We start from the raw sequence: 18,405 nt of genomic DNA, 5'->3' as shown, positions 1-18,405 counted from the left end.
GTCCGTCTTCAGAGGTCGAATCTGATTCCCTGCGCCAGCACGGGTTCGGTGGAGTAGTTGATGGTGTTGGTGGCCCGACGCATATACGCCTTCCAGGCATCGGATCCGGATTCGCGGCCGCCGCCGGTGTGTTTCTCCCCGCCGAACGCTCCGCCGATCTCCGCACCCGAGGTGCCGATATTGACATTGGCGATACCGCAGTCGGATCCGTCGGCCGCGAGGAAGCGTTCGGCCTCGCTCTGATCGGTGGTGAACACCGCCGACGACAGACCCTGGGGCACCCCGTTGTGCAGGGCTATGGCCGTGTCGAAATTCCGATAGGTGAGCACATACAGGATCGGGGCGAAGGTTTCCTCGCGCACCACCGCGGTCTGCGCGGGCATCCGCACGATCGCCGGACGCACATAGAACGCCTTGTCACCGAAACCATCGATTCGCTCGCCGCCGCAGAGCAGTTCGCCACCGTCGTCGAGAGCGCGGTCCAGCGCCGTCCGCATGGCCGTATACGCCCGCTCATCGATGAGTGGACCGACCAGCACACCCGGATCCAACGGAATCCCTACGGGCAGTCGCAGATACGCCTGCTCGAGCCGGGACAGCAGTGGCCCGGCGATATCGGCGTGCACGATGAGCCGGCGCAATGTGGTGCACCGCTGGCCCGCCGTACCCGCCGCCGCGAAAACGATGGCGCGCACGGCCGAGTCCACCTCCGCCGAGGGAGTGACGATCGCACCGTTGTTACCGCCCAGCTCCAACAGACACCGACCGAACCGAGCGGCCACCCGCGGCGCGACCTCGCGCCCCATCCGCACCGAACCGGTTGCGCTGAGCAGGGCGACCCGCTCGTCGTCGACCAGAGGGGCGGCCATCTCGGCATCGCCGAGCAGCAGCTGGTGGATCTGCGGATCCGCGCCGACATCCGCGGCGGCCCGGCGCAGTAGGGTATGGCAGGCCAAGGCGGTCAGCGGCGTGATCTCCGACGGTTTCCACACCACGGTGTCCCCGCATACCAGGGCGAGGGCGGTGTTCCACGACCACACCGCGACCGGGAAGTTGAAGGCGGAGATCACACCCACCACACCCAGCGGATGCCAGGTTTCCATCAATCGGTGTCCCGGCCGTTCCGAAGGCATGGTGCGCCCGTAGAGCTGCCGCGACAGTCCGACGGCGAATTCGCAGACATCGATCATCTCCTGCACTTCACCCTCGGCCTCGGCCTCGATCTTGCCGACCTCCAGGGTCACCAATCGGCCGAGCTCGGTCTTGTGTCGCCGCAACAGTTCGGCCAGCCGACGCACCACCGCCGCGCGCTGCGGCGCGGGCACGGTGCGCCAGGCGCGGAAAGCGTCGGCGGCGCGCTCGATGGCGGTTTCGGCATCGGCGCGGGTGTCGGCGCGCAGAGTGATCAGCTGCTCCCCGGTGATGGGGGTGCGGGCGATCAGAGCGCCGGGGCCGGGGGCCTCGACACCCAGTGCGTGCAGCAGAGTGTCCGCGATCGCGGGTAACCGGCGGGTGTCACGGTCGCCGAGCAGTCGAGTCATCTGATGCTCCTCGGTGTCGGTCGGCCGGGGCGCGGATGACCACCAGGGCCGAAGAACGAGCAATGGGAAGGGTATTCACGGACCGAGGCGCCTGGGTTAGCCTTCGCTGGTGGCGGAAACACCGGTAAGACCAGCCCTGGACGAGATCGACCGACTGCTGGTACGAGAACTGATGGCGGATGGACGCGCGACCCTGTCGAATCTGGCCGAGAAGGCGAGCCTGTCGGTGTCCGCGGTGCAGTCCCGAGTGCGCCGGTTGGAGTCACGGGGGGTGATCCGCGGTTATTCCGCGAAGGTCGACCCGGAGGCATTGGGTCAGCTGCTGTCGGCATTCGTGGCCATCACTCCTCTCGACCCGTCTCAGCCGGATGACGCACCCGCATTGCTACAGCATCTGCCCGGTATCGAGGCGTGTCACTCGGTGGCCGGCGACGAGAGCTATGTTCTGCTGGTCCGGGTGGCCTCTCCCCGACACCTCGAACAGTTGCTGCAGGAGATCCGGGCAACGGCCAATGTCCGGACCCGCAGCACGATTATTCTGCAGACATTCTACGAGAAGTAGGATTCAACCGTAACAAATTCGTTTAATCGTGGAGAAGGGACTAAATATTTCGTACCCTTCGGGGTGTGACCATCGAATTGGAGCACCCCGGCGCGGGCGATGACACGGCAGCGACCCCGGTCATCCCCGCCACCCGCGTGCACGAGGTCCTGTCGAAGAGCATGCTCGTCGACGGCTTCGATCTCGTGCTGGACCTGCGCACCTCACGCGGTTGCCGCCTGGTCGACGCACGCGACGGAACCGTCTACCTCGATATGTTCGGTTTCTTCGCCTCCAATGCGCTCGGCATGAACCACCCTGCCCTGGCCGACGACGGCCTGTTCCGCGCCGAACTCACCGCCGCCGCGCTGAACAAGCCGAGCAATTCCGATGTCTACACCGTCGAGCTGGCGCGTTTCGTACAGACCTTCACTCGCGTCCTCGGCGATCCGCGGCTACCGCACCTGTTCTTCATCGACGGCGGTGGGCTCGCGGTGGAGAACGCCCTCAAAACCGCCTTCGACTGGAAGAGCAGACACAACGAGATACACGGCCGCACAACCCGTTCCGGCAGCGATCGCGACTTCGCGGTCCTACACCTGACCGGCGCCTTCCACGGCCGCACCGGCTACACCCTGTCACTCACCAACACCGATCCGGTGAAAACCGAACGTTTCCCGATCTTCGACTGGCCACGGATCGAAACCCCGTATATCGGTGTCGAACCCGATCTCGCGGCCGCCGAACGACGCGCCCTCGACCAGGCCGCCCGCGCCTTCGCGGAGCGCCCGCACGAAATCGCCTGCTTCGTGGCCGAACCCATTCAGGGCGAAGGCGGAGACCGGCATATGCGCCCGGAGTTCCTCCAGGCCATACAGCAGCTGTGTCACGACAACGACGCGCTGTTCGTTCTCGACGAGGTGCAGACCGGAGTGGGCACCACCGGAAGCACCTGGGCCTACCGGCAACTCGGCCTGTCGCCGGATGTGGTGGCCTTCGGGAAGAAGACCCAGGTGTGCGGGATCATGGCCGGCGGTCGGGTCGACGAGGTGCCGGACAATGCGTTCACCGTATCCTCTCGGCTCAATTCCACCTGGGGCGGCAATCTCGCCGATATGGTGCGCGCCCGGCGCATTCTGGAGGTGATCGAGCGCGACGGCCTGATCGAACGGGCCCGCACCCTCGGCACACATCTACTGGAACGGCTGCACGACCTGGCCGCCCGGTATCCCGCCGTCACCGAACCACGCGGTCGCGGTCTCATGTGCGCGGTGACGCTACCCGATCCCGAGTTCCGCGACGCGATGCTCACCGCCCTGCGCGAACACGAACGGGTGCTGTTCCTCGGCACCGGAGAACGCGGCATCCGGTTCCGCCCGCCGTTGACCGTGCGAACGGATGAGCTGGACGCCGCTGTGTCCGCCCTGAAACGCACCCTAATCCACCTGCTTTGATACCTATTCGACATAATTAATCCGGAGCGCGGCGCGGATACCGGGGACGGCCGTGGTCGCGGCCTAGGCTTCCCAGCCATGCCCACTCGTCTTCACCACATCCATTCGCGGCCGACGCGCGTGAACCGGCGTAAGACGACACCCCGCGCAGTCCTCGCCTCACTCACGGTCTGCGCGGCCGTGGCGGGCTGCGCCAGCAGCGAGGCCGGTACCACCGACCCCGCCGACCGCTACTCCCGATCACCCACGGTGGCCACCGCGCCCCTGCACCTGCAACACCTGCTGCCCGGGATGCCCCCGCCGCTGCGACCGGACGACGTGTACGCGGCCAATCGCGAGCTGAGTCCGGCGGTAACCGGACATCGGGAGCTGGTGTATGTCCCCAACAGCGAATCCGATTCGGTATCGGTGATCGATCCGACCACCTTCCAGGTGATCGATACCTTCCACTCGGGTGGACGGGAACCACAGCACGTGGTGCCGTCCTACGATCTGCAAACCCTCTACGTCACCAACGACATGCCCATCGGCGGCGGCAGCATCACCCCGATCGACCCGCGCACCGGTAAACCCGGCGCACCGCTACCGGTACGGGACCCGTACAACATGTACTTCACCCCGAACGGTGAATACGCCCTCGTGGTGGCCGAGGCGGACAAATCGCTCGACTTCTACGATCCACGCAGTTGGCAGAAGGTCCACGCACTACCCGTGCCAGAATGCGCCGGCGTCGACCACATGGATTTCACGGCCGACGGCCGACTCGCCCTGGCCAGTTGCGAGTTCATCGGCCGCATGCTGGTTTTCGACGTGGCCGAACGCAAACAGGTGAAGGTCATCGACCTGCCCGGTTGGCCGGCGGGAAAACCACAGGATGTCAAGCTGTCGCCGGACGGGCGGACATTCTTCGTCGCCGATATGGAAGCGGGCGGCGTCCACACCTTCGACGCGCTGACCTTCGACAACACCGGTTTCGTACCCACCGGTCACGGCACCCACGGTCTGTACGTCACCCGGGATTCGAGGCAGATGCTCATCACCAACCGGCACGAGGGCAGTATCTCGGTCTGGGATTTCGCCGAGAAAAAACTGGTGCACAAATGGTTCCTGCCCGACGGCGGCAGTCCCGATATGGGCAATATCTCCGCCGACGGGCGGGTGTTCTGGGTGGCGGGCCGGCACCATAACGAGGTATACGCCATCGATATCGCCGAGTGGAAACTATTGGCGCGGATACCGGTCGGCCAGGCGCCGCACGGGCTGGTCGTCTGGCCACAGCCCGGCCGCTACTCCACCGGCCACACGGGGGTGATGCGCTGACCGCTCACTCGGTTCGCGGTCGCAATCCCAATGCCGCTTCGATGAATCGGCGTACCGCGACCGAACCCGCCGCCAGGGCCTCCTCGTAGCCGGGGCGGGCCCAACCGCTCACCGTCGCGGTTCCGTCGGCGGCGGGAGTCACGCCGATTTCGGCGACCATCTCGGCGGTGGTCGGCTCGCAGACCGCCCAGGACAAATGGGTTTCGTCGGCCCATTCGGCGCCGCGCCGCCCCACGTAGTCGGGATCGGTGATCCCACCCGCCGCCAGCGCGGGCCGGTCATCGATGCGCTCGTCCGCGCGCAGGGCACGCAGATACCAGGACCCCGCATTGATCTCGATCGGCTCCACTTCCCCACCTTCGCACAGCGCCGTACACGCATCGGCCCGGGTGCCGGTCACATGAGGGCCGCGGCCGGGAGTGAGTGGTTTCCCGTAGGGGGGCTCACACTGTACGGCGGCAAGGGCCGGGGATAGTGTCGGGGTGCGCTCCACCGGCCGGGTGGACGCCGGACGAGCCGACCGGGTGCGGAGTCGGCGGTGATGGGGAAGGAAAGCCCGCCATGGCGGAGAAGCGTTTGGGCCGGTACCGGCTCGACCGCCTGCTCGGTAGGGGCGGGATGGGTCAGGTGTGGCTGGCTGTCGACACCACGACAGACCGGCGGGTCGCGTTGAAGGTGCTACCCGGGGAGTTGGCCGAGGACCGGACCTATCGCGCCCGCTTCGAGAGGGAGGCCGAGCTCGCCGCCCGGTTGCGCGATCCGCATATCGTGCCGATCCGGTCACACGGTGAACTCGACGGCCGGCTGTTCATCGAGATGGAGTACATCGACGGCATCGACCTTGCCCGGCTGCTGCACCGCGACGGTCCCCTGCCGCCGGCGCGGGCCGTCGATATCGTCGCCCAGACGGCCGCGGCACTGGACGCCGCACATCGGGCCGGACTGGTGCATCGCGATGTGAAACCGCCCAATATCCTCGTCCGCCCCGACGGGTTCGTCTATCTGATCGATTTCGGTATCGCACACGGCTCCGACAGCACCGCCCTCACCACCGCCGGCCTGGCCATCGGTACCTGGGCGTATATGGCTCCGGAACGGTTCACCGGACGCACCGACGCCCGCTCGGACGTGTACTCGCTGGGCTGTGTCCTCTATGAATGTCTCGCGGGCGCTCGACCGTTCGGGGACACCGACCCGGCCCAACAGATGCACGCGCACCTGTCCAGCCCACCGCCCAGCGTGCACGCCGCCAACCCCGCCGTCCCGGCCGAGCTGGACCGGGTGATCGCGCGCGCCATGGCCAAGGACCTCACGGCCCGCTACGCCACCGCGGGCGAACTGGCCCGGGCCGCCGCCGCAGCGCTGCCGACCCTCGGCACGGACTCGCCCGCGCCCACCCGGGTATACGAGCTTCCCGACCACCCCGACGCCGCCCCCACCGGAGCGGCCCTCCCCGAAACACACCCCTACACCACGGCGGAGGCCGAGCACCGCCCCGCTCTCCGTCCCACTGCGCACCTGCGCGCCTCCGAATATCCACCGACCATGGCCTACACCCGGTTGGCGACGGAACAACCCGCCGAGCGGTACCATCCGGTGGCCTACGCCCCCGCGCGCCGTCCCGGGCCATCCGCCGGGTATCGACCGACCCCGGCCGCGCCGGGACAGCGCCGAGTGGTTTTCGGCGGGCGAACACCACGATCCCGGTCGGCCGGCCCACCGCGACGCCGGCGCCGGACGCTGCGGACCGTGCTGTTGCTCCTGGCCCTGATCGGGGTACCGCTCGTACTGATCGGCGGATGTGTGGCGGCGCTGGTGGATTGGTCCGGCGGTGTCATGGTCCGGGTGGGGGCGACCGATCCGCAGCAACCGATCGCGGTGGCGCCGGGTGCCCCCGTCCGGGACGGCAAACTCGAGTTCACGGTGACGAATACCGAAACGGCGGTGCAGACCGTGGGTATCGAACGAGCGGACGGCGAGTTCGTCGTGGTGAGCCTCACCGTTACCAATATCGGCACGGAGCAGCACACCTATCTACCGCTCGGACAGGAGTTGTTCGACACGGCCGGTCGCCGCTACACGGCCGATATCACCGCCACCGCCCAACGCGCCGCGGCCGCCGCCGGGCCGCGCAATCTGCAGCCCGGCGAATCCTTCGCCACCCATCTGGTGTTCGGCGTGCCGAAGCAGACGGTTCCCGACCATCTACTGGTCCGGGATTTCCCGCTGTCCCTGGGCACACCGGTACCCCTGCCCTGAGCCGTCCGATACCTCGGGTCCGCGACCGGATCAGTTCAGCCGCAACGTCCACAGGCCGCGGTGATGCAACCGGGTGCGACCCCCTGGCGGCACATCGATTCGCCAGAAGGACGATGGACTCGCCTGTAGCACCACCACCAATACCGCGCGGATCACGGCGGGATGGGTTACCGCAACAATGCGCGCGGGCGCGTCGGTGGCGAGCTCACGCATCAGATCCCGTACCCGGTCGAGCAATTCGAGTACCGACTCCCCGCCGTGGTCGCAGTAACCGGGGTCGGTGAGCCACCCATGTGCCTCCGCGGGCGACAGATCCGCCATCTCTCGCCCGACCCAGTCCCCCGCGTCCAGATCCCGCAGCCGTGGCTCCGGCATCGGGTCCAGGCCGAGCAGGTGGGCGGTTTCCATTGTGCGACGTTCCGGACCCGCGATCATCCACATATCCGGGCGGGACGGGTCGTAGGTCGGAATGCCGGCCTGATCGACAACCCCCGCCCGCCCCGCCTCGGTCAACGGCTCGTCGACCGGGAATCGGGCCGCTCGCAACGCATCGGTGACACCATGAGAGATGAGATCCAATTTCCGCACAGACACCAGGGCAGCGTACGCGTCGAGTTGTCGGTGCCTCGGTGCACACTGGGTCCCGTGCCCGTGTTCTCGCCCGCCACCCAGGAATGGTTCGACGGCGCTTTCCCCGCGCCGACGGCCGCCCAGGTCGGCGCGTGGCGCGCCATTGCCGCCGGTGAGCACACCCTGGTGATCGCCCCCACCGGCTCGGGTAAGACGCTGTCGGCGTTCCTGTGGGCGATCGATCGGCTCGCGACCGGGGTGCGGCCCGAGAACGGCGGCACCTCGGTGCTCTACGTCTCCCCGCTCAAGGCGCTGGCGGTGGATGTGGAGCGCAATCTGCGGGCGCCGCTGGTGGGGGTGCGGCGAACAGCGCAGCGGCTCGGTCTGGAACCGCCGGATATCAGCGTGGGGGTGCGTTCCGGCGACACCACCCCCAAGGAACGCCGCGCTCTGCAACGTACCCCGCCCGACATTCTGATCACCACCCCGGAATCGCTGTTCCTCATGCTCACCTCGGCGGCGCGGGAGACGCTGCGCGGGGTGCGGACGGTGATCGTGGACGAGGTGCACGCCATTGCCGGCTCCAAACGCGGCGCGCATCTGGCGCTGTCGCTGGCCCGGCTGGACCGGCTCACCGAGCGACCGGTGCAGCGAATCGGCCTGTCGGCGACGGTCCGGCCGCCGGAGGAGGTGGGCCGGTTCCTGGTGGGTTCGGCCCCGATCACCATCGTGTCGCCGCCCGCGCCGAAGACCTTCGACCTGTCGGTGCGGGTCCCGGTGGCGGATATGACCGAACCCGGTGAATCCGAGCAACCCGGATCGATCTGGCCGCATGTGGACGAGGCCATCGTGGAACTGGTTCTGGCGCACCGGTCGTCCATCGTGTTCGCCAATTCGCGCCGGTTGGCCGAGCGGCTCACCGCGCGGCTCAACGAGACCTACGCCGAACGGTTGGGCGAACCGGTGGATTCCGCGCACGCCCCGCCCGCCCAGCTCGGACCGTCCACCGAGGTCGTCCACGGGGCCGCGCCGCTATTGGCCCGGGCGCACCACGGTTCGGTCAGCAAGGAACAGCGGGCGCTGATCGAGGACGATCTCAAGAGCGGCCGGTTGCGCTGTGTGGTCGCCACCAGCAGTCTCGAACTCGGTATCGATATGGGTGCGGTGGATCTGGTGGTGCAGGTGGAGGCGCCCCCGTCGGTGGCGAGCGGGCTGCAACGGGTGGGGCGGGCCGGCCATCGGGTGGGCGAGATATCGCGGGGGGTGCTGTTTCCCAAGCACCGCACCGATGTCATCCACTGCGCGGTGGCGACGCGGCGGATGAGCGCCGGGCAGATCGAACAGCTCCGGATTCCCGCGCATCCGCTGGACATCCTGGCCCAACAGACCGTCGCCGCCTGTGCCCTGGACACACTGGATGTGGACGAATGGTTCGAGACGGTGCGCGGCACCGGCAGTTACGCCGCGCTGCCCCGATCGTCCTATGAGGCGGTGCTGGATCTGCTGTCCGGCCGCTATCCGTCCGACGAGTTCGCCGAGCTGCGGCCGCGGCTGGTCTGGGACCGGGACGCCGGAACCCTCACGGGCCGTCCGGGGGCCCAGCGGCTGGCGGTGACCTCCGGCGGGGCGATTCCCGACCGCGGCATGTTCGCGGTGTACATGGTGGGCGAAAAGTCCTCCCGGGTGGGCGAACTCGACGAGGAGATGGTCTACGAGTCGCGGGTCGGCGATGTTTTCGCACTCGGGGCCACCAGTTGGCGGATCGAGGAGATCACCTACGACCGTGTCCTGGTCACCCCTGCCTTCGGACAACCGGGTCGGTTGCCGTTCTGGCACGGCGACGGACTCGGTCGACCCGCCGAACTCGGCGCCGCGGTGGGTGAATTCGTACGGCGCGCGGGCCGGGAGGGGGCCGATGAGGAGACCTTCGCGGAATTGACGACCACCTCCGGGCTCGACGATAACGCCGCGAACAATCTGCTCGCCCTGCTGGCGGAGCAACGCACCGCCACCGGCCGGCTGCCCACCGATCGAACGCTGGTGGTGGAGCGCTTCCGCGACGAACTGGGCGACTGGCGGCTGGTGCTGCACTCCCCGTACGGGATGCCACTGCACGCGCCGTGGGCATTGGCCATCGGCTCCCGGCTGCGGGAGCGGTTCGGGGTGGACGCCGCGCCCACCGCCTCCGACGACGGGATCGTGGTGCGGCTGCCCGACACCACCGACGATCCACCGGGGGCGGAGCTGTTCGTTTTCGAGCCGGACGAGATCGAGGATCTGGTCACCGAGCAGGTGGGGGCCTCGGCCCTGTTCGCCTCCAGGTTCCGCGAATGCGCGGCCCGGGCGCTACTGCTACCGCGCCGTGATCCCGGACGCCGGGCTCCGCTGTGGCAGCAACGGCAGCGTTCGGCGCAACTGCTCGACGTGGCGCGCAAATACCCCGACTTCCCCATCCTGTTGGAGACGGTGCGCGAATGTCTGCGCGATGTCTACGATCTGCCCGCGCTGCGGGATCTGCTGAGCCGGCTGGCGCGTCGCCAGGTGAGGTTGGTGGAGGTGGAGACGGCCACCCCCTCGCCGTTCGCGAACGCGCTGCTGTTCGAGTACATCGGGCAGTTCATGTACGACGGCGACAGCCCGCTGGCCGAACGCAAGGCCGCCGCGCTCGCCCTCGATTCGGGGTTGCTCGCCGAACTTCTGGGCCGGGTGGAACTGCGTGAGCTGCTGGACGGGCAGGTCATCGCCGACACCGAACGGGAACTGCAACGACTCATCCCGCAGCGGCAGGCCCGCGATATGGAGGGACTCGCCGATCTGCTGCGGCTGCTCGGCCCGCTCACCCCCGAGGAGGCCGCGCAACGCTGCCGCAACGACCCCGGCGAATGGTTCACCGAACTCCTGCATTCCCGGCGTGCCCTGGAGGTCTCCTACGCCGGGCGTATCTGGTGGGCCGCGGTGGAGGACGCGGCACGGCTGCGCGATGCCTTGGGGGTTCCGCTGCCGGTCGGCACTCCGGCCGCGTTCGTCGAACCGGTCGTCGATCCATTGGGCGATCTGGTGGCCCGGTATGCCCGCACCCACGGCCCGTTCGCCGCCGAGGCTCTCGCGCACCGGTTCGGTCTCGGCCCGGCCGTGGTCGTTCCGGTACTGCATCGGTTGGCCGCCGAGAAGCGGGTGGTGGAGGGGGAATTCACCCCCGAGGCCGCCGGTTCGGAATGGTGCGACGCCCAGGTGTTGCGCCGCCTGCGCCGGCGCAGTCTGGCCGCCGCTCGACACGAGGTGGAGCCGGTGTCGACCGCCGCGTTCGGCCGTTTCCTCCCCGATTGGCAGCAGATCGGCAGTGGTGAACTGCGCGGGGTGGACGGGGTCGCCGCCGTGGTGGAGCAGCTGGCCGGGGTGCCGATTCCCGCCTCGGCCTGGGAGTCGCTGATCTTGCCCGCCCGGGTGAGCGACTATTCGCCGGCCCTGCTGGACGAGCTCATGGCCACCGGTGAGGTGCGCTGGTCGGGCCATGGCGCCATCAATGCCAAGGACGGCTGGATCGCCCTGCACCCCGCCGAACTGGCGCCCATCACTCTCGCACCGGTCGACGAGATCGAGTTCACCGAAATCCACCTGCGCCTGCTCGCCGCCTTGGGGGCGGAGATTCCCGAGCCTTCGGCACCGGTCACCGGGTGGGGGCCCGGCGGTGGGGCGTTCTTCTTCCGGCAACTCGCCGGCTCCCTCGGTCCGTCCGAGGAGAGCGCCGCGGTCACGGCGCTGTGGGATCTGGTGTGGGCCGGGTTGGTATCCGGGGACACCTTCGCCCCGGTACGGGCGCGACTGTCCGGCACCATCCGAACCCCCACCGCGCACCGCGCCCCGCGACGAGCCCCACGCGCCCGCGCCTACCTGCCCCGTCCCACCGCACCGACCCGTTCGAGCCCGCCGACCGTGGCGGGCCGCTGGTCACTGCTCCCGGAGCGAATCACCGACAATACGATTCGCGCCCACACCGCCGTCGACCTGCTGCTCGAACGCTATGGCGTGGTGACCCGGGGTTCGGTGCAGAACGAGGGAGTGCCCGGCGGGTTCGCCCTCGTGTACCGGGTGTTGAGCGAGTTCGAGGACCGCGGTCGCTGCCGACGCGGCTATTTCGTGGACTCGCTGGGTGGGGCCCAGTTCTCCACCACCGATGTGGTCGACCGACTGCGATCGTTCGAGAGTGAGCAACGCGGCGCGGGCACCGCGGTCGCCCTCGCGGCCTGCGACCCGGCCAACCCCTACGGCGCCGCCCTGCCCTGGCCCAAAACCGAGGGCGATTCCGGACACCGCCCCGGCCGCAAAGCGGGCGCCCTCGTGGTGCTGGTGAACGGTGATCCGGTGCTGTATCTGGAACGCGGTGGCAAAACCCTGCTCACCTTCACCGAGGACCCCGCGGCTCGCCGGGCCGCCGCCCGCGCACTCGCCGACCTGGTCCGTTCCCGCCGGGTCGACTCCCTGGTCATCGACCGGGTGGACGGCGACACCGTGCACGGCAACACCCTCGCCGATTTCCTCATCGAGGCCGGGTTCAGCCCCACACCACGGGGGCTGCGGCTGCGGGTCGGGGTGTGACGATGCCCGAGGGCGATATCGTCTTCCGCACCGCGGCCAGGCTGCGCGCCGGTCTGGCCGGGAAGATTCTCACCCGCAGCGATTTCCGCGTCCCCCGCTACGCCACGGTGGATCTGCGCGGACAGCGGGTCGACAGCGTCGGCAGTTACGGCAAACACCTGTTCGTCCGCACCGAATCGGTGAGTCTGCACACCCATCTGAAGATGGAGGGCAGTTGGCGGGTGTTCCACCACGGGCAGCGCTGGACCAAACCGCGGGTCACCGCCCGGGTGGTCCTGGCCACCGACGAGGCGGAGGCCGTCGGTTTCGATCTGGGCACCGTGCAGGTGTTGCGGCGGGCCGACGAGCACACCGTCATCGACCATCTCGGCCCCGACCTGCTGGGGCCCGACTGGGATCCGGTCGAGGCGGAGCGCCGGCTGGCCGCGCGGCCGGACCGGGCGATCGGTGACGCGCTGTTGGACCAACGCAACCTCGCCGGGATCGGCAATATCTACCGCAGTGAGATCTGCTATCTACGCCGGGTCCACCCGGCCCTCCCGGTCGGTGCGGTACCCGATCTGCTCGCCCTGGTACACGAGGCCCACCGGGTGCTGCGCAAAGCGGCGCTCGAACCCCCGTGGCGGCCACTGGCCTACGACCGGGCCCGCCGACCCTGCCAACGGTGCGGTACACCGTTGCGGGTGGAGTTGCTGGGCGAAACCGTTCCCGGTTTCGACCGGGTGAGCCGCCGGGAACGCGGTATCTATTTCTGCCCTCGCTGCCAACCGGCGCCGAGTTGATCGCGCATCGAACGCTCCGGCTCGAACCGCGTATCCACCCCGGCACCGGAACCGGAAACATGTGATGTATGCCATGGCCGACTAATACGCAATGCCTATCGCGCGACACACAGAACGTCCGTGTCGAGCTTCGAAGCAGGTCCCATGATTCCCCGCCATACCCGGCCGGCCGCCATTGTCGGCAGGTTGTTGATCACAGCCCTGGCCCTGGCGGCGACCGCGGTGTTCTGCTATTTCCTGCTGCATCCGGCACCCACACACTCCGGACCCGAACCCGCCACCCCGTTCGCGCCGACCACGACACAACCGGAGCCGACCGCCATCCGGCCCTGACGCCTCCGCACCCGAACGTGAAACCGGCCACCCGCGGGCCGAACGCATTCAGGGTTCGACGGGCATCGGCTCCAGGATCTGCGGCCGCGGTTCGGGCGCGGCAATGCGCAGCGCGTCGGCTGCCTCGTCATCGGGCTGGGTTTGCGAGCGCACCTCGGCGTCCACCCGTGCTCGATACATCCGCACCTCTCGATCGATTTCCGCATCGTCCCAGCCCAGTACGGGCGCGACCAGTCGGGCGACCTGTTCGGCGCAGTCGGAACCGCGGTGCGGGTACTCGATGGAGATGCGGGTGCGACGGGCCAGTATGTCGTCCAGGTGCAGCGCCCCCTCGGCCGCCGCCGCGTATACCGCCTCCACCTGCAGATACGAGGGGGCTTCGGTGATCGGTTGCAGTAGTTCGGGGCGGTCGGCGGCCAGGGCCATCACCTCGTCGATGAGCGAACCGTATCGATCCAGCAGATGCTTCACCCGATAGGGGTGCACCCCGTACTCCTCGGCGAGTTTCAATGTCTGGTTGACCAGCGCGAAGTAGCCCTCGGCGCCCAGCAGCGGCACCTTTTCGGTGATCGAGGGGGAAACCCGGGCGGGGATGTCCTGGGCGGCCTCGTCCATGGCGTCCCGTGCCATCACCCGATAGGTGGTGTACTTCCCACCGGCGATGGCGACCAGGCCCGGCGCGATCCGGGCGACCGCGTGCTCACGGGACAGTTTGGACGTCTCGTCGCTCTCCCCGGCCAGGAGCGGACGCAGCCCGGCGTAGACGCCGTCGATATCGTCGTGGGTCAACGGGGTGACCAGCACCCGGTTCACCTGCCCCAGCAGATAATCGATATCGGCCTTGGTGGCGGCCGGATGGGCCAGATCGAGGTTCCAGTCGGTGTCGGTGGTGCCGATGATCCAGTGCGCACCCCAGGGAATGACGAAGAGCACCGAGGTGGCGGTGCGCAGGATGATCGCGGTATCGCTGGCGATCCGATCGCGCGGCACCACGATGTGCACTCCCTTGGACGCACGTACGTGGAACCGGCCGCGCAGCTGTGACAGCTCCTGGATCTGATCGGTCCACACCCCGGTGGCGTTGATCACCACATGACCGCGCACCTCGGTGGTGCGGGCGTCCTCGCTGTCGCGCACCTGCACCCCCACCACCCGGTCGGCCTCCCGCAGGAACCCGACCACCTGGGTGGAGGTGCGGATCACGGCGCCGTAGTGGGCAGCGGTGCGGGCGACGGTCATGGTGTGGCGGGCGTCGTCGACAACCGTGTCGTAATAGCCGATACCGCCGATGAGTGAGTCGCCGCGCAATCCCGGTGCCAGCCGCAGCGCGCCGTGCCGGGTGAGGTGCCGCTGCCCGGGAACCGATTTGGCACCACCCATGGTGTCGTACAGCATCAGGCCGGCGGCGACATAGGGCCGCTCCCATATCCGGCGGGTCAGCGGATACAGGAACCGCAGCGGTTTCACCAGATGCGGGGCCAGGGTCGACATCGATAGCTCGCGTTCCGCCAGCGCCTCCCGCACCAGCCCGAACTCGAACTGTTCCAGATACCGCAGCCCGCCGTGGAACATCTTCGACGACCGGCTCGACGTGCCGGACGCCAGATCCCGGGCCTCCACCAACGCGACACTCAATCCCCTGGTGGCGGCGTCGAGCGCAATACCCGCCCCCACCACACCACCGCCGATCACCACGACATCGAAGTGATCGGCGCCGAACTGCTCCCACGCCGCCCGACGCTGCTGCGGCCCGAGAAACTGCGATCCCGGCTTCTTGGTCATCGGTTCGACTCCTCGAGTACGGGTGCGAGACCACCTGCATATCTCGGCGTTCGCCGTACAGCCTATGCGCACCATTCCTCGACATACCGCATAGAGCTCGCCTCAATCCCGTATCGAGATCACCATCACCCTCCCCCGGCGGGCCACCCCCGGCAGATTGCGACCCGCGGGAACGCGCGGGCGATTAAGCTCTGCCAATGCGCTATGTGGCTGCGATAGATCAGGGCACCACGTCGAGCCGGTGCATCCTCTTCGATCGTCGGGGACATGTCGCCGGGATCGCCCAACGGGAACACGAACAGGTCTTCCCCCATCCCGGATGGGTCGAACACGACGCCGAAACACTATGGCGCAACACCGAATTCGTACTCGGTGCGGTTCTCGACGACGCCGGGCTCACCGCGGACGATATCGCGGCGGTCGGGGTTACCAACCAGCGCGAAACCACGGTGGTGTGGGATCGCGAGACCGGTGTTCCGGTGCACAACGCCATCGTCTGGCAGGACACCCGCACCGACCGACTGTGCGCCGAACTCGGCGGATCCATCGGTCCGACCCGATACGCCGAGCGCACCGGGCTTCCCCTGTCCACCTATTTCGCGGGTCCGAAACTGCGGTGGATCCTCGATACCGTCCCGGGAGCCCGAGAACGCGCCGAAGCGGGTGAGCTGTGTTTCGGCACGGTCGACAGCTGGCTGCTGTGGCAGCTCACCGGCCGGCACATCACCGATGTCACCAACGCCTCCCGAACCATGCTCATGGACCTACGGACCCTGCAATGGGATGAGGGCATCTGCGCCGACTTCGGGGTCCCGGTGGCGATGCTGCCGCAAATCCGCAGTTCGTCGGAGGTGTACGCGGAGATCACCACGGGTCCGCTGGCGGGTGTTCCGGTGTCCGGCATTCTCGGCGACCAGCAGGCGGCCACCTTCGGGCAGGCGTGTCTCTCGCCCGGCGACGTCAAGAACACCTACGGCACCGGTAATTTCATGTTGCTGAACACCGGCACCACACCCGTGTTCAGCGGGCACGGACTGCTCACCACCGTGTGTTATCGACTGGGCGACCAGGCCGCGGTCTACGCATTGGAGGGTTCGATCGCGGTCACGGGTTCACTGGTGCAGTGGTTCCGCGACAATCTCGGCATCATTTCCGATGCCGGTGAGATCGAGGCGCTGGCCCGTACCGTCGACGACAATGGTGGGGCCTATATCGTTCCGGCGTTCTCCGGTCTGTTCGCTCCCCGCTGGCGTCCCGACGCGCGGGGAGTCATCGCCGGCCTCACCCGTTTCGTGAACAAGGCCCATCTGGCCCGCGCCGTTTTGGAATCCACCGCATTCCAGACCCGCGAGGTCATCGATGCCATGCGCGCCGACGCCGAATCACAGCGACTGGAACTGGAACTCGGCGTGCTCAAGGTGGACGGCGGAATGGTCGCCAACGATCTGCTCATGCAGTTCCAGGCCGATATTCTCGACCTTCCGGTGGTGCGCCCCTCGGTCAGTGAGACCACCGCCCTCGGCGCCGCCTACGCGGCCGGTCTGGCCGTGGACTACTGGTCGGGGCTCGACGATATCCGCGCCAACTGGTCCACCGACAAAACCTGGCGCCCCCGGATGTCGACCGAGGAGCGCGAGAACCACCTGGCCGCCTGGAACAAGGCGGTCGAACGCACCTATAACTGGACGGATTGACGGGATATGCCGCGAACGGATCGGATTACCGCCTGTCGCCACGGCGACAACGGCGCGCTGCTTCTTGCCGAGTCGGCTTCCTTCCCGAGCCGGCAGGCGAAACCGACGCGGTGAAAGCCGTTCGACGATCACCTCGGCCCGGACGCGGTGTGAGCGCACCTGCGCATCCCGGTCGACGGTGATCGTCACCGGATGCGATACCGGAAGCTCCGAGTCGGCCGAAGCCTTTCCGGCGTGCGGTGCGGATCGGTATATCGCTGCCGCCGACGAGGCCATGACCCGCATATGCGCCCACGACTCGGAACCGGCGATGTGTCCGGCGGTCGGAGGGCGACGCGTGAGCTCATTCGAGGGCGCGGCCCAATCGGGCGACCGCTTCGGTGAGGGTTTCCGGGGTGGCGGTGGTGAAGCACATGCGAAGTGAATTCGAATATCCCGCACCGATGGCGAAGGCCCGGCCGGGAACATAGGCCACACCGGCGTCGAGAGCGCGCGGCAGCAGGGTCTCGGTATCGGTGCCGTCGGTGAAATCGGCCCAGACGAACATGCCACCGGAGGCGTCGGTGCAGTTCAACCGGTCACCGAACCGGGCACGAACGGCATGGACGAGTGCCTTGGCCCGGTCGGCGTAGACACCACGAACGGTATCGATATGCGCCCGCAGCCAATCGGTATCGGCCAGAAGTTCGGCGGCGATCTGCTGGGTGAGCGCCGATCCGCACAGGTCGGCGCCCTGTTTGAGCAGCTCCACCGCGCGGCAGACCTCCTCGGGTGCGATCATCCAGCCGACCCGCAGGGTGGGGGCGATGATCTTGGATGCCGACGACAATCGGATCACATGACGCGAGTACGCGGCGACCGGCGCCGGTGCGGGAGCGTCGAACCAGAGTTCGCCGTACGGATCGTCCTCGATCACCCAGAAGCCGTGGGTTTCGGCCAATTCCGCGAGCGCGCGGCGGCGGGCCGGACTCATGGTCACCCCGCCGGGGTTGTGGAAATTGCTCACGGTATGCACCACAGCGGGCCGTTCACCACGGGCGAGCAGCTCCGCCAACCGATCCACCCGCAGTCCTTCGGCGTCCATCGGCACCGCCATGATCCGGGCTCCGGCCGCGCGGAAGACCTGGAGCGCGCCGACATAGGCCGGGTCCTCGACCACCACCAGGGCGCCCGGGTCGAGCAACACCTCGGCCAGCAACGACAGCGCCTGTTGGGAGCCGTGGGTGACGAATATCTCGGCCATATCGACGGGCCGGCCGAGACGCGCCGATTCCCGGACGGCGAGCACTTCCCGCAACGGACCCCAACCGGGAGATTCGGTGTATTGCAGACTCGCGCTATCGCGAAGAGCGGCCTGTGCGGCGACCGCGATCCGTTCGCCCGGCATGAGCTCCGCGTCGGGCAAACCGCCTGCGAGGCTGACGATGTCCCCGCGGGAAGTGAGTTTCAGCAGGTCGCGAATGGCGGAGCTGGTGAGCCCGGAGAGCTTACCGGCCAGCCGCGGACGATGCGAGGACATGGAACCTCCGAGGA

At 68.0% G+C, this 18,405-nt stretch carries 13 protein-coding genes; 8 read left to right on the top strand and 5 right to left on the bottom strand.

Features of this window, described 5'->3' with window-relative positions; all coding sequences use genetic code 11:
• Positions 1–8: 8 nt before the first annotated feature.
• Positions 9–1,541, bottom strand: coding sequence for an L-piperidine-6-carboxylate dehydrogenase (gene amaB / locus ON32_RS04360; protein WP_083873990.1), 1,533 nt, complete (start codon positions 1,539–1,541; stop codon positions 9–11).
• A 109-nt stretch (positions 1,542–1,650) separates the two neighbouring features.
• Between amaB and ON32_RS04355 the strand changes: the two genes are divergently transcribed.
• From ON32_RS04355 to ON32_RS04345, 3 genes are all read left to right on the top strand, one after another.
• On the top strand, positions 1,651–2,103 hold the full coding sequence (locus ON32_RS04355) for an Lrp/AsnC family transcriptional regulator (RefSeq protein WP_040788752.1): 453 nt from the start codon (positions 1,651–1,653) through the stop codon (positions 2,101–2,103).
• Positions 2,104–2,168: 65 nt separating this feature from the next.
• A complete protein-coding gene (gene lat / locus ON32_RS04350) occupies positions 2,169–3,536 on the top strand; it encodes an L-lysine 6-transaminase (protein ID WP_040788751.1) in 1,368 nt (455 codons plus the stop codon).
• 78 nt (positions 3,537–3,614) lie between these two features.
• A complete protein-coding gene (locus tag ON32_RS04345) occupies positions 3,615–4,856 on the top strand; it encodes a YncE family protein (RefSeq protein ID WP_083873988.1) in 1,242 nt (413 codons plus the stop codon).
• Positions 4,857–4,860: 4 nt separating this feature from the next.
• On the opposite strand, the gene ON32_RS04340 is transcribed toward ON32_RS04345, so the two are convergent.
• A complete protein-coding gene (locus ON32_RS04340; protein WP_040788749.1) occupies positions 4,861–5,205 on the bottom strand; it encodes a hypothetical protein in 345 nt (114 codons plus the stop codon).
• A 212-nt stretch (positions 5,206–5,417) separates the two neighbouring features.
• On the opposite strand from ON32_RS04340, the gene ON32_RS26840 reads away from it, so the two are divergent.
• On the top strand, positions 5,418–7,115 hold the full coding sequence (locus ON32_RS26840) for a serine/threonine-protein kinase (RefSeq protein WP_051132827.1): 1,698 nt from the start codon (positions 5,418–5,420) through the stop codon (positions 7,113–7,115).
• A gap of 30 nt (positions 7,116–7,145) precedes the next feature.
• Here the strand turns inward: ON32_RS26840 and ON32_RS04330 are convergent, their stop codons facing one another.
• Positions 7,146–7,712 carry a histidine phosphatase family protein gene (locus ON32_RS04330; RefSeq protein ID WP_040788893.1) on the bottom strand — a complete coding sequence of 189 codons (567 nt, stop codon included), beginning with the start codon at positions 7,710–7,712 and terminating at the stop codon, positions 7,146–7,148.
• A 48-nt stretch (positions 7,713–7,760) separates the two neighbouring features.
• Between ON32_RS04330 and ON32_RS04325 the strand changes: the two genes are divergently transcribed.
• From ON32_RS04325 to ON32_RS04315, 3 genes are all read left to right on the top strand, one after another.
• Complete coding sequence (locus ON32_RS04325) at positions 7,761–12,281, top strand: ATP-dependent helicase (RefSeq protein ID WP_245550787.1); 4,521 nt, start codon at positions 7,761–7,763, stop codon at positions 12,279–12,281.
• A gap of 2 nt (positions 12,282–12,283) precedes the next feature.
• Positions 12,284–13,063: a DNA-formamidopyrimidine glycosylase family protein gene (locus ON32_RS04320; protein ID WP_040788748.1), complete on the top strand. Its 780-nt coding sequence runs from the start codon at positions 12,284–12,286 to the stop codon at positions 13,061–13,063.
• A gap of 144 nt (positions 13,064–13,207) precedes the next feature.
• The gene (locus ON32_RS04315; RefSeq protein ID WP_040788747.1) at positions 13,208–13,396 is read left to right on the top strand and encodes a hypothetical protein; all 189 of its coding nucleotides are present in this window, start codon (positions 13,208–13,210) and stop codon (positions 13,394–13,396) included.
• A gap of 48 nt (positions 13,397–13,444) precedes the next feature.
• Here the strand turns inward: ON32_RS04315 and ON32_RS04310 are convergent, their stop codons facing one another.
• A complete protein-coding gene (locus ON32_RS04310) occupies positions 13,445–15,178 on the bottom strand; it encodes a glycerol-3-phosphate dehydrogenase/oxidase (RefSeq protein ID WP_040788746.1) in 1,734 nt (577 codons plus the stop codon).
• A gap of 197 nt (positions 15,179–15,375) precedes the next feature.
• Between ON32_RS04310 and glpK the strand changes: the two genes are divergently transcribed.
• The gene (gene glpK / locus ON32_RS04305; protein WP_040788745.1) at positions 15,376–16,872 is read left to right on the top strand and encodes a glycerol kinase GlpK; all 1,497 of its coding nucleotides are present in this window, start codon (positions 15,376–15,378) and stop codon (positions 16,870–16,872) included.
• Positions 16,873–17,215: 343 nt separating this feature from the next.
• Here the strand turns inward: glpK and ON32_RS04300 are convergent, their stop codons facing one another.
• Complete coding sequence (locus ON32_RS04300; protein ID WP_040788744.1) at positions 17,216–18,391, bottom strand: aminotransferase-like domain-containing protein; 1,176 nt, start codon at positions 18,389–18,391, stop codon at positions 17,216–17,218.
• Between the last annotated feature and the right edge of the window lie 14 nt (positions 18,392–18,405).

Origin of the sequence: Nocardia paucivorans NBRC 100373 (genome assembly GCF_000308675.1) — a bacterium.
Classification (GTDB): Bacteria; Actinomycetota; Actinomycetes; order Mycobacteriales; family Mycobacteriaceae; genus Nocardia; species Nocardia paucivorans.
The sequence above is the reverse complement of the archived record's forward strand: the minus strand, read 5'-3'. Positions and strand labels throughout refer to the sequence as shown.

What these genes read in the sequence shown, in the direction of transcription:
- amaB (WP_083873990.1), bottom strand. Translation starts at nt 1,541, where the DNA reads ATGACTCGACTGCTCGGCGACCGTGACACCCGCCGGTTACCCGCGATC.
- ON32_RS04345 (WP_083873988.1), top strand. Translation starts at nt 3,615, where the DNA reads ATGCCCACTCGTCTTCACCACATCCATTCGCGGCCGACGCGCGTGAAC.
- ON32_RS26840 (WP_051132827.1), top strand. Translation starts at nt 5,418, where the DNA reads ATGGCGGAGAAGCGTTTGGGCCGGTACCGGCTCGACCGCCTGCTCGGT.
- ON32_RS04320 (WP_040788748.1), top strand. Translation starts at nt 12,284, where the DNA reads ATGCCCGAGGGCGATATCGTCTTCCGCACCGCGGCCAGGCTGCGCGCC.
- ON32_RS04315 (WP_040788747.1), top strand. Translation starts at nt 13,208, where the DNA reads ATGATTCCCCGCCATACCCGGCCGGCCGCCATTGTCGGCAGGTTGTTG.
- ON32_RS04310 (WP_040788746.1), bottom strand. Translation starts at nt 15,178, where the DNA reads ATGACCAAGAAGCCGGGATCGCAGTTTCTCGGGCCGCAGCAGCGTCGG.
- glpK (WP_040788745.1), top strand. Translation starts at nt 15,376, where the DNA reads ATGCGCTATGTGGCTGCGATAGATCAGGGCACCACGTCGAGCCGGTGC.
- ON32_RS04300 (WP_040788744.1), bottom strand. Translation starts at nt 18,391, where the DNA reads ATGTCCTCGCATCGTCCGCGGCTGGCCGGTAAGCTCTCCGGGCTCACC.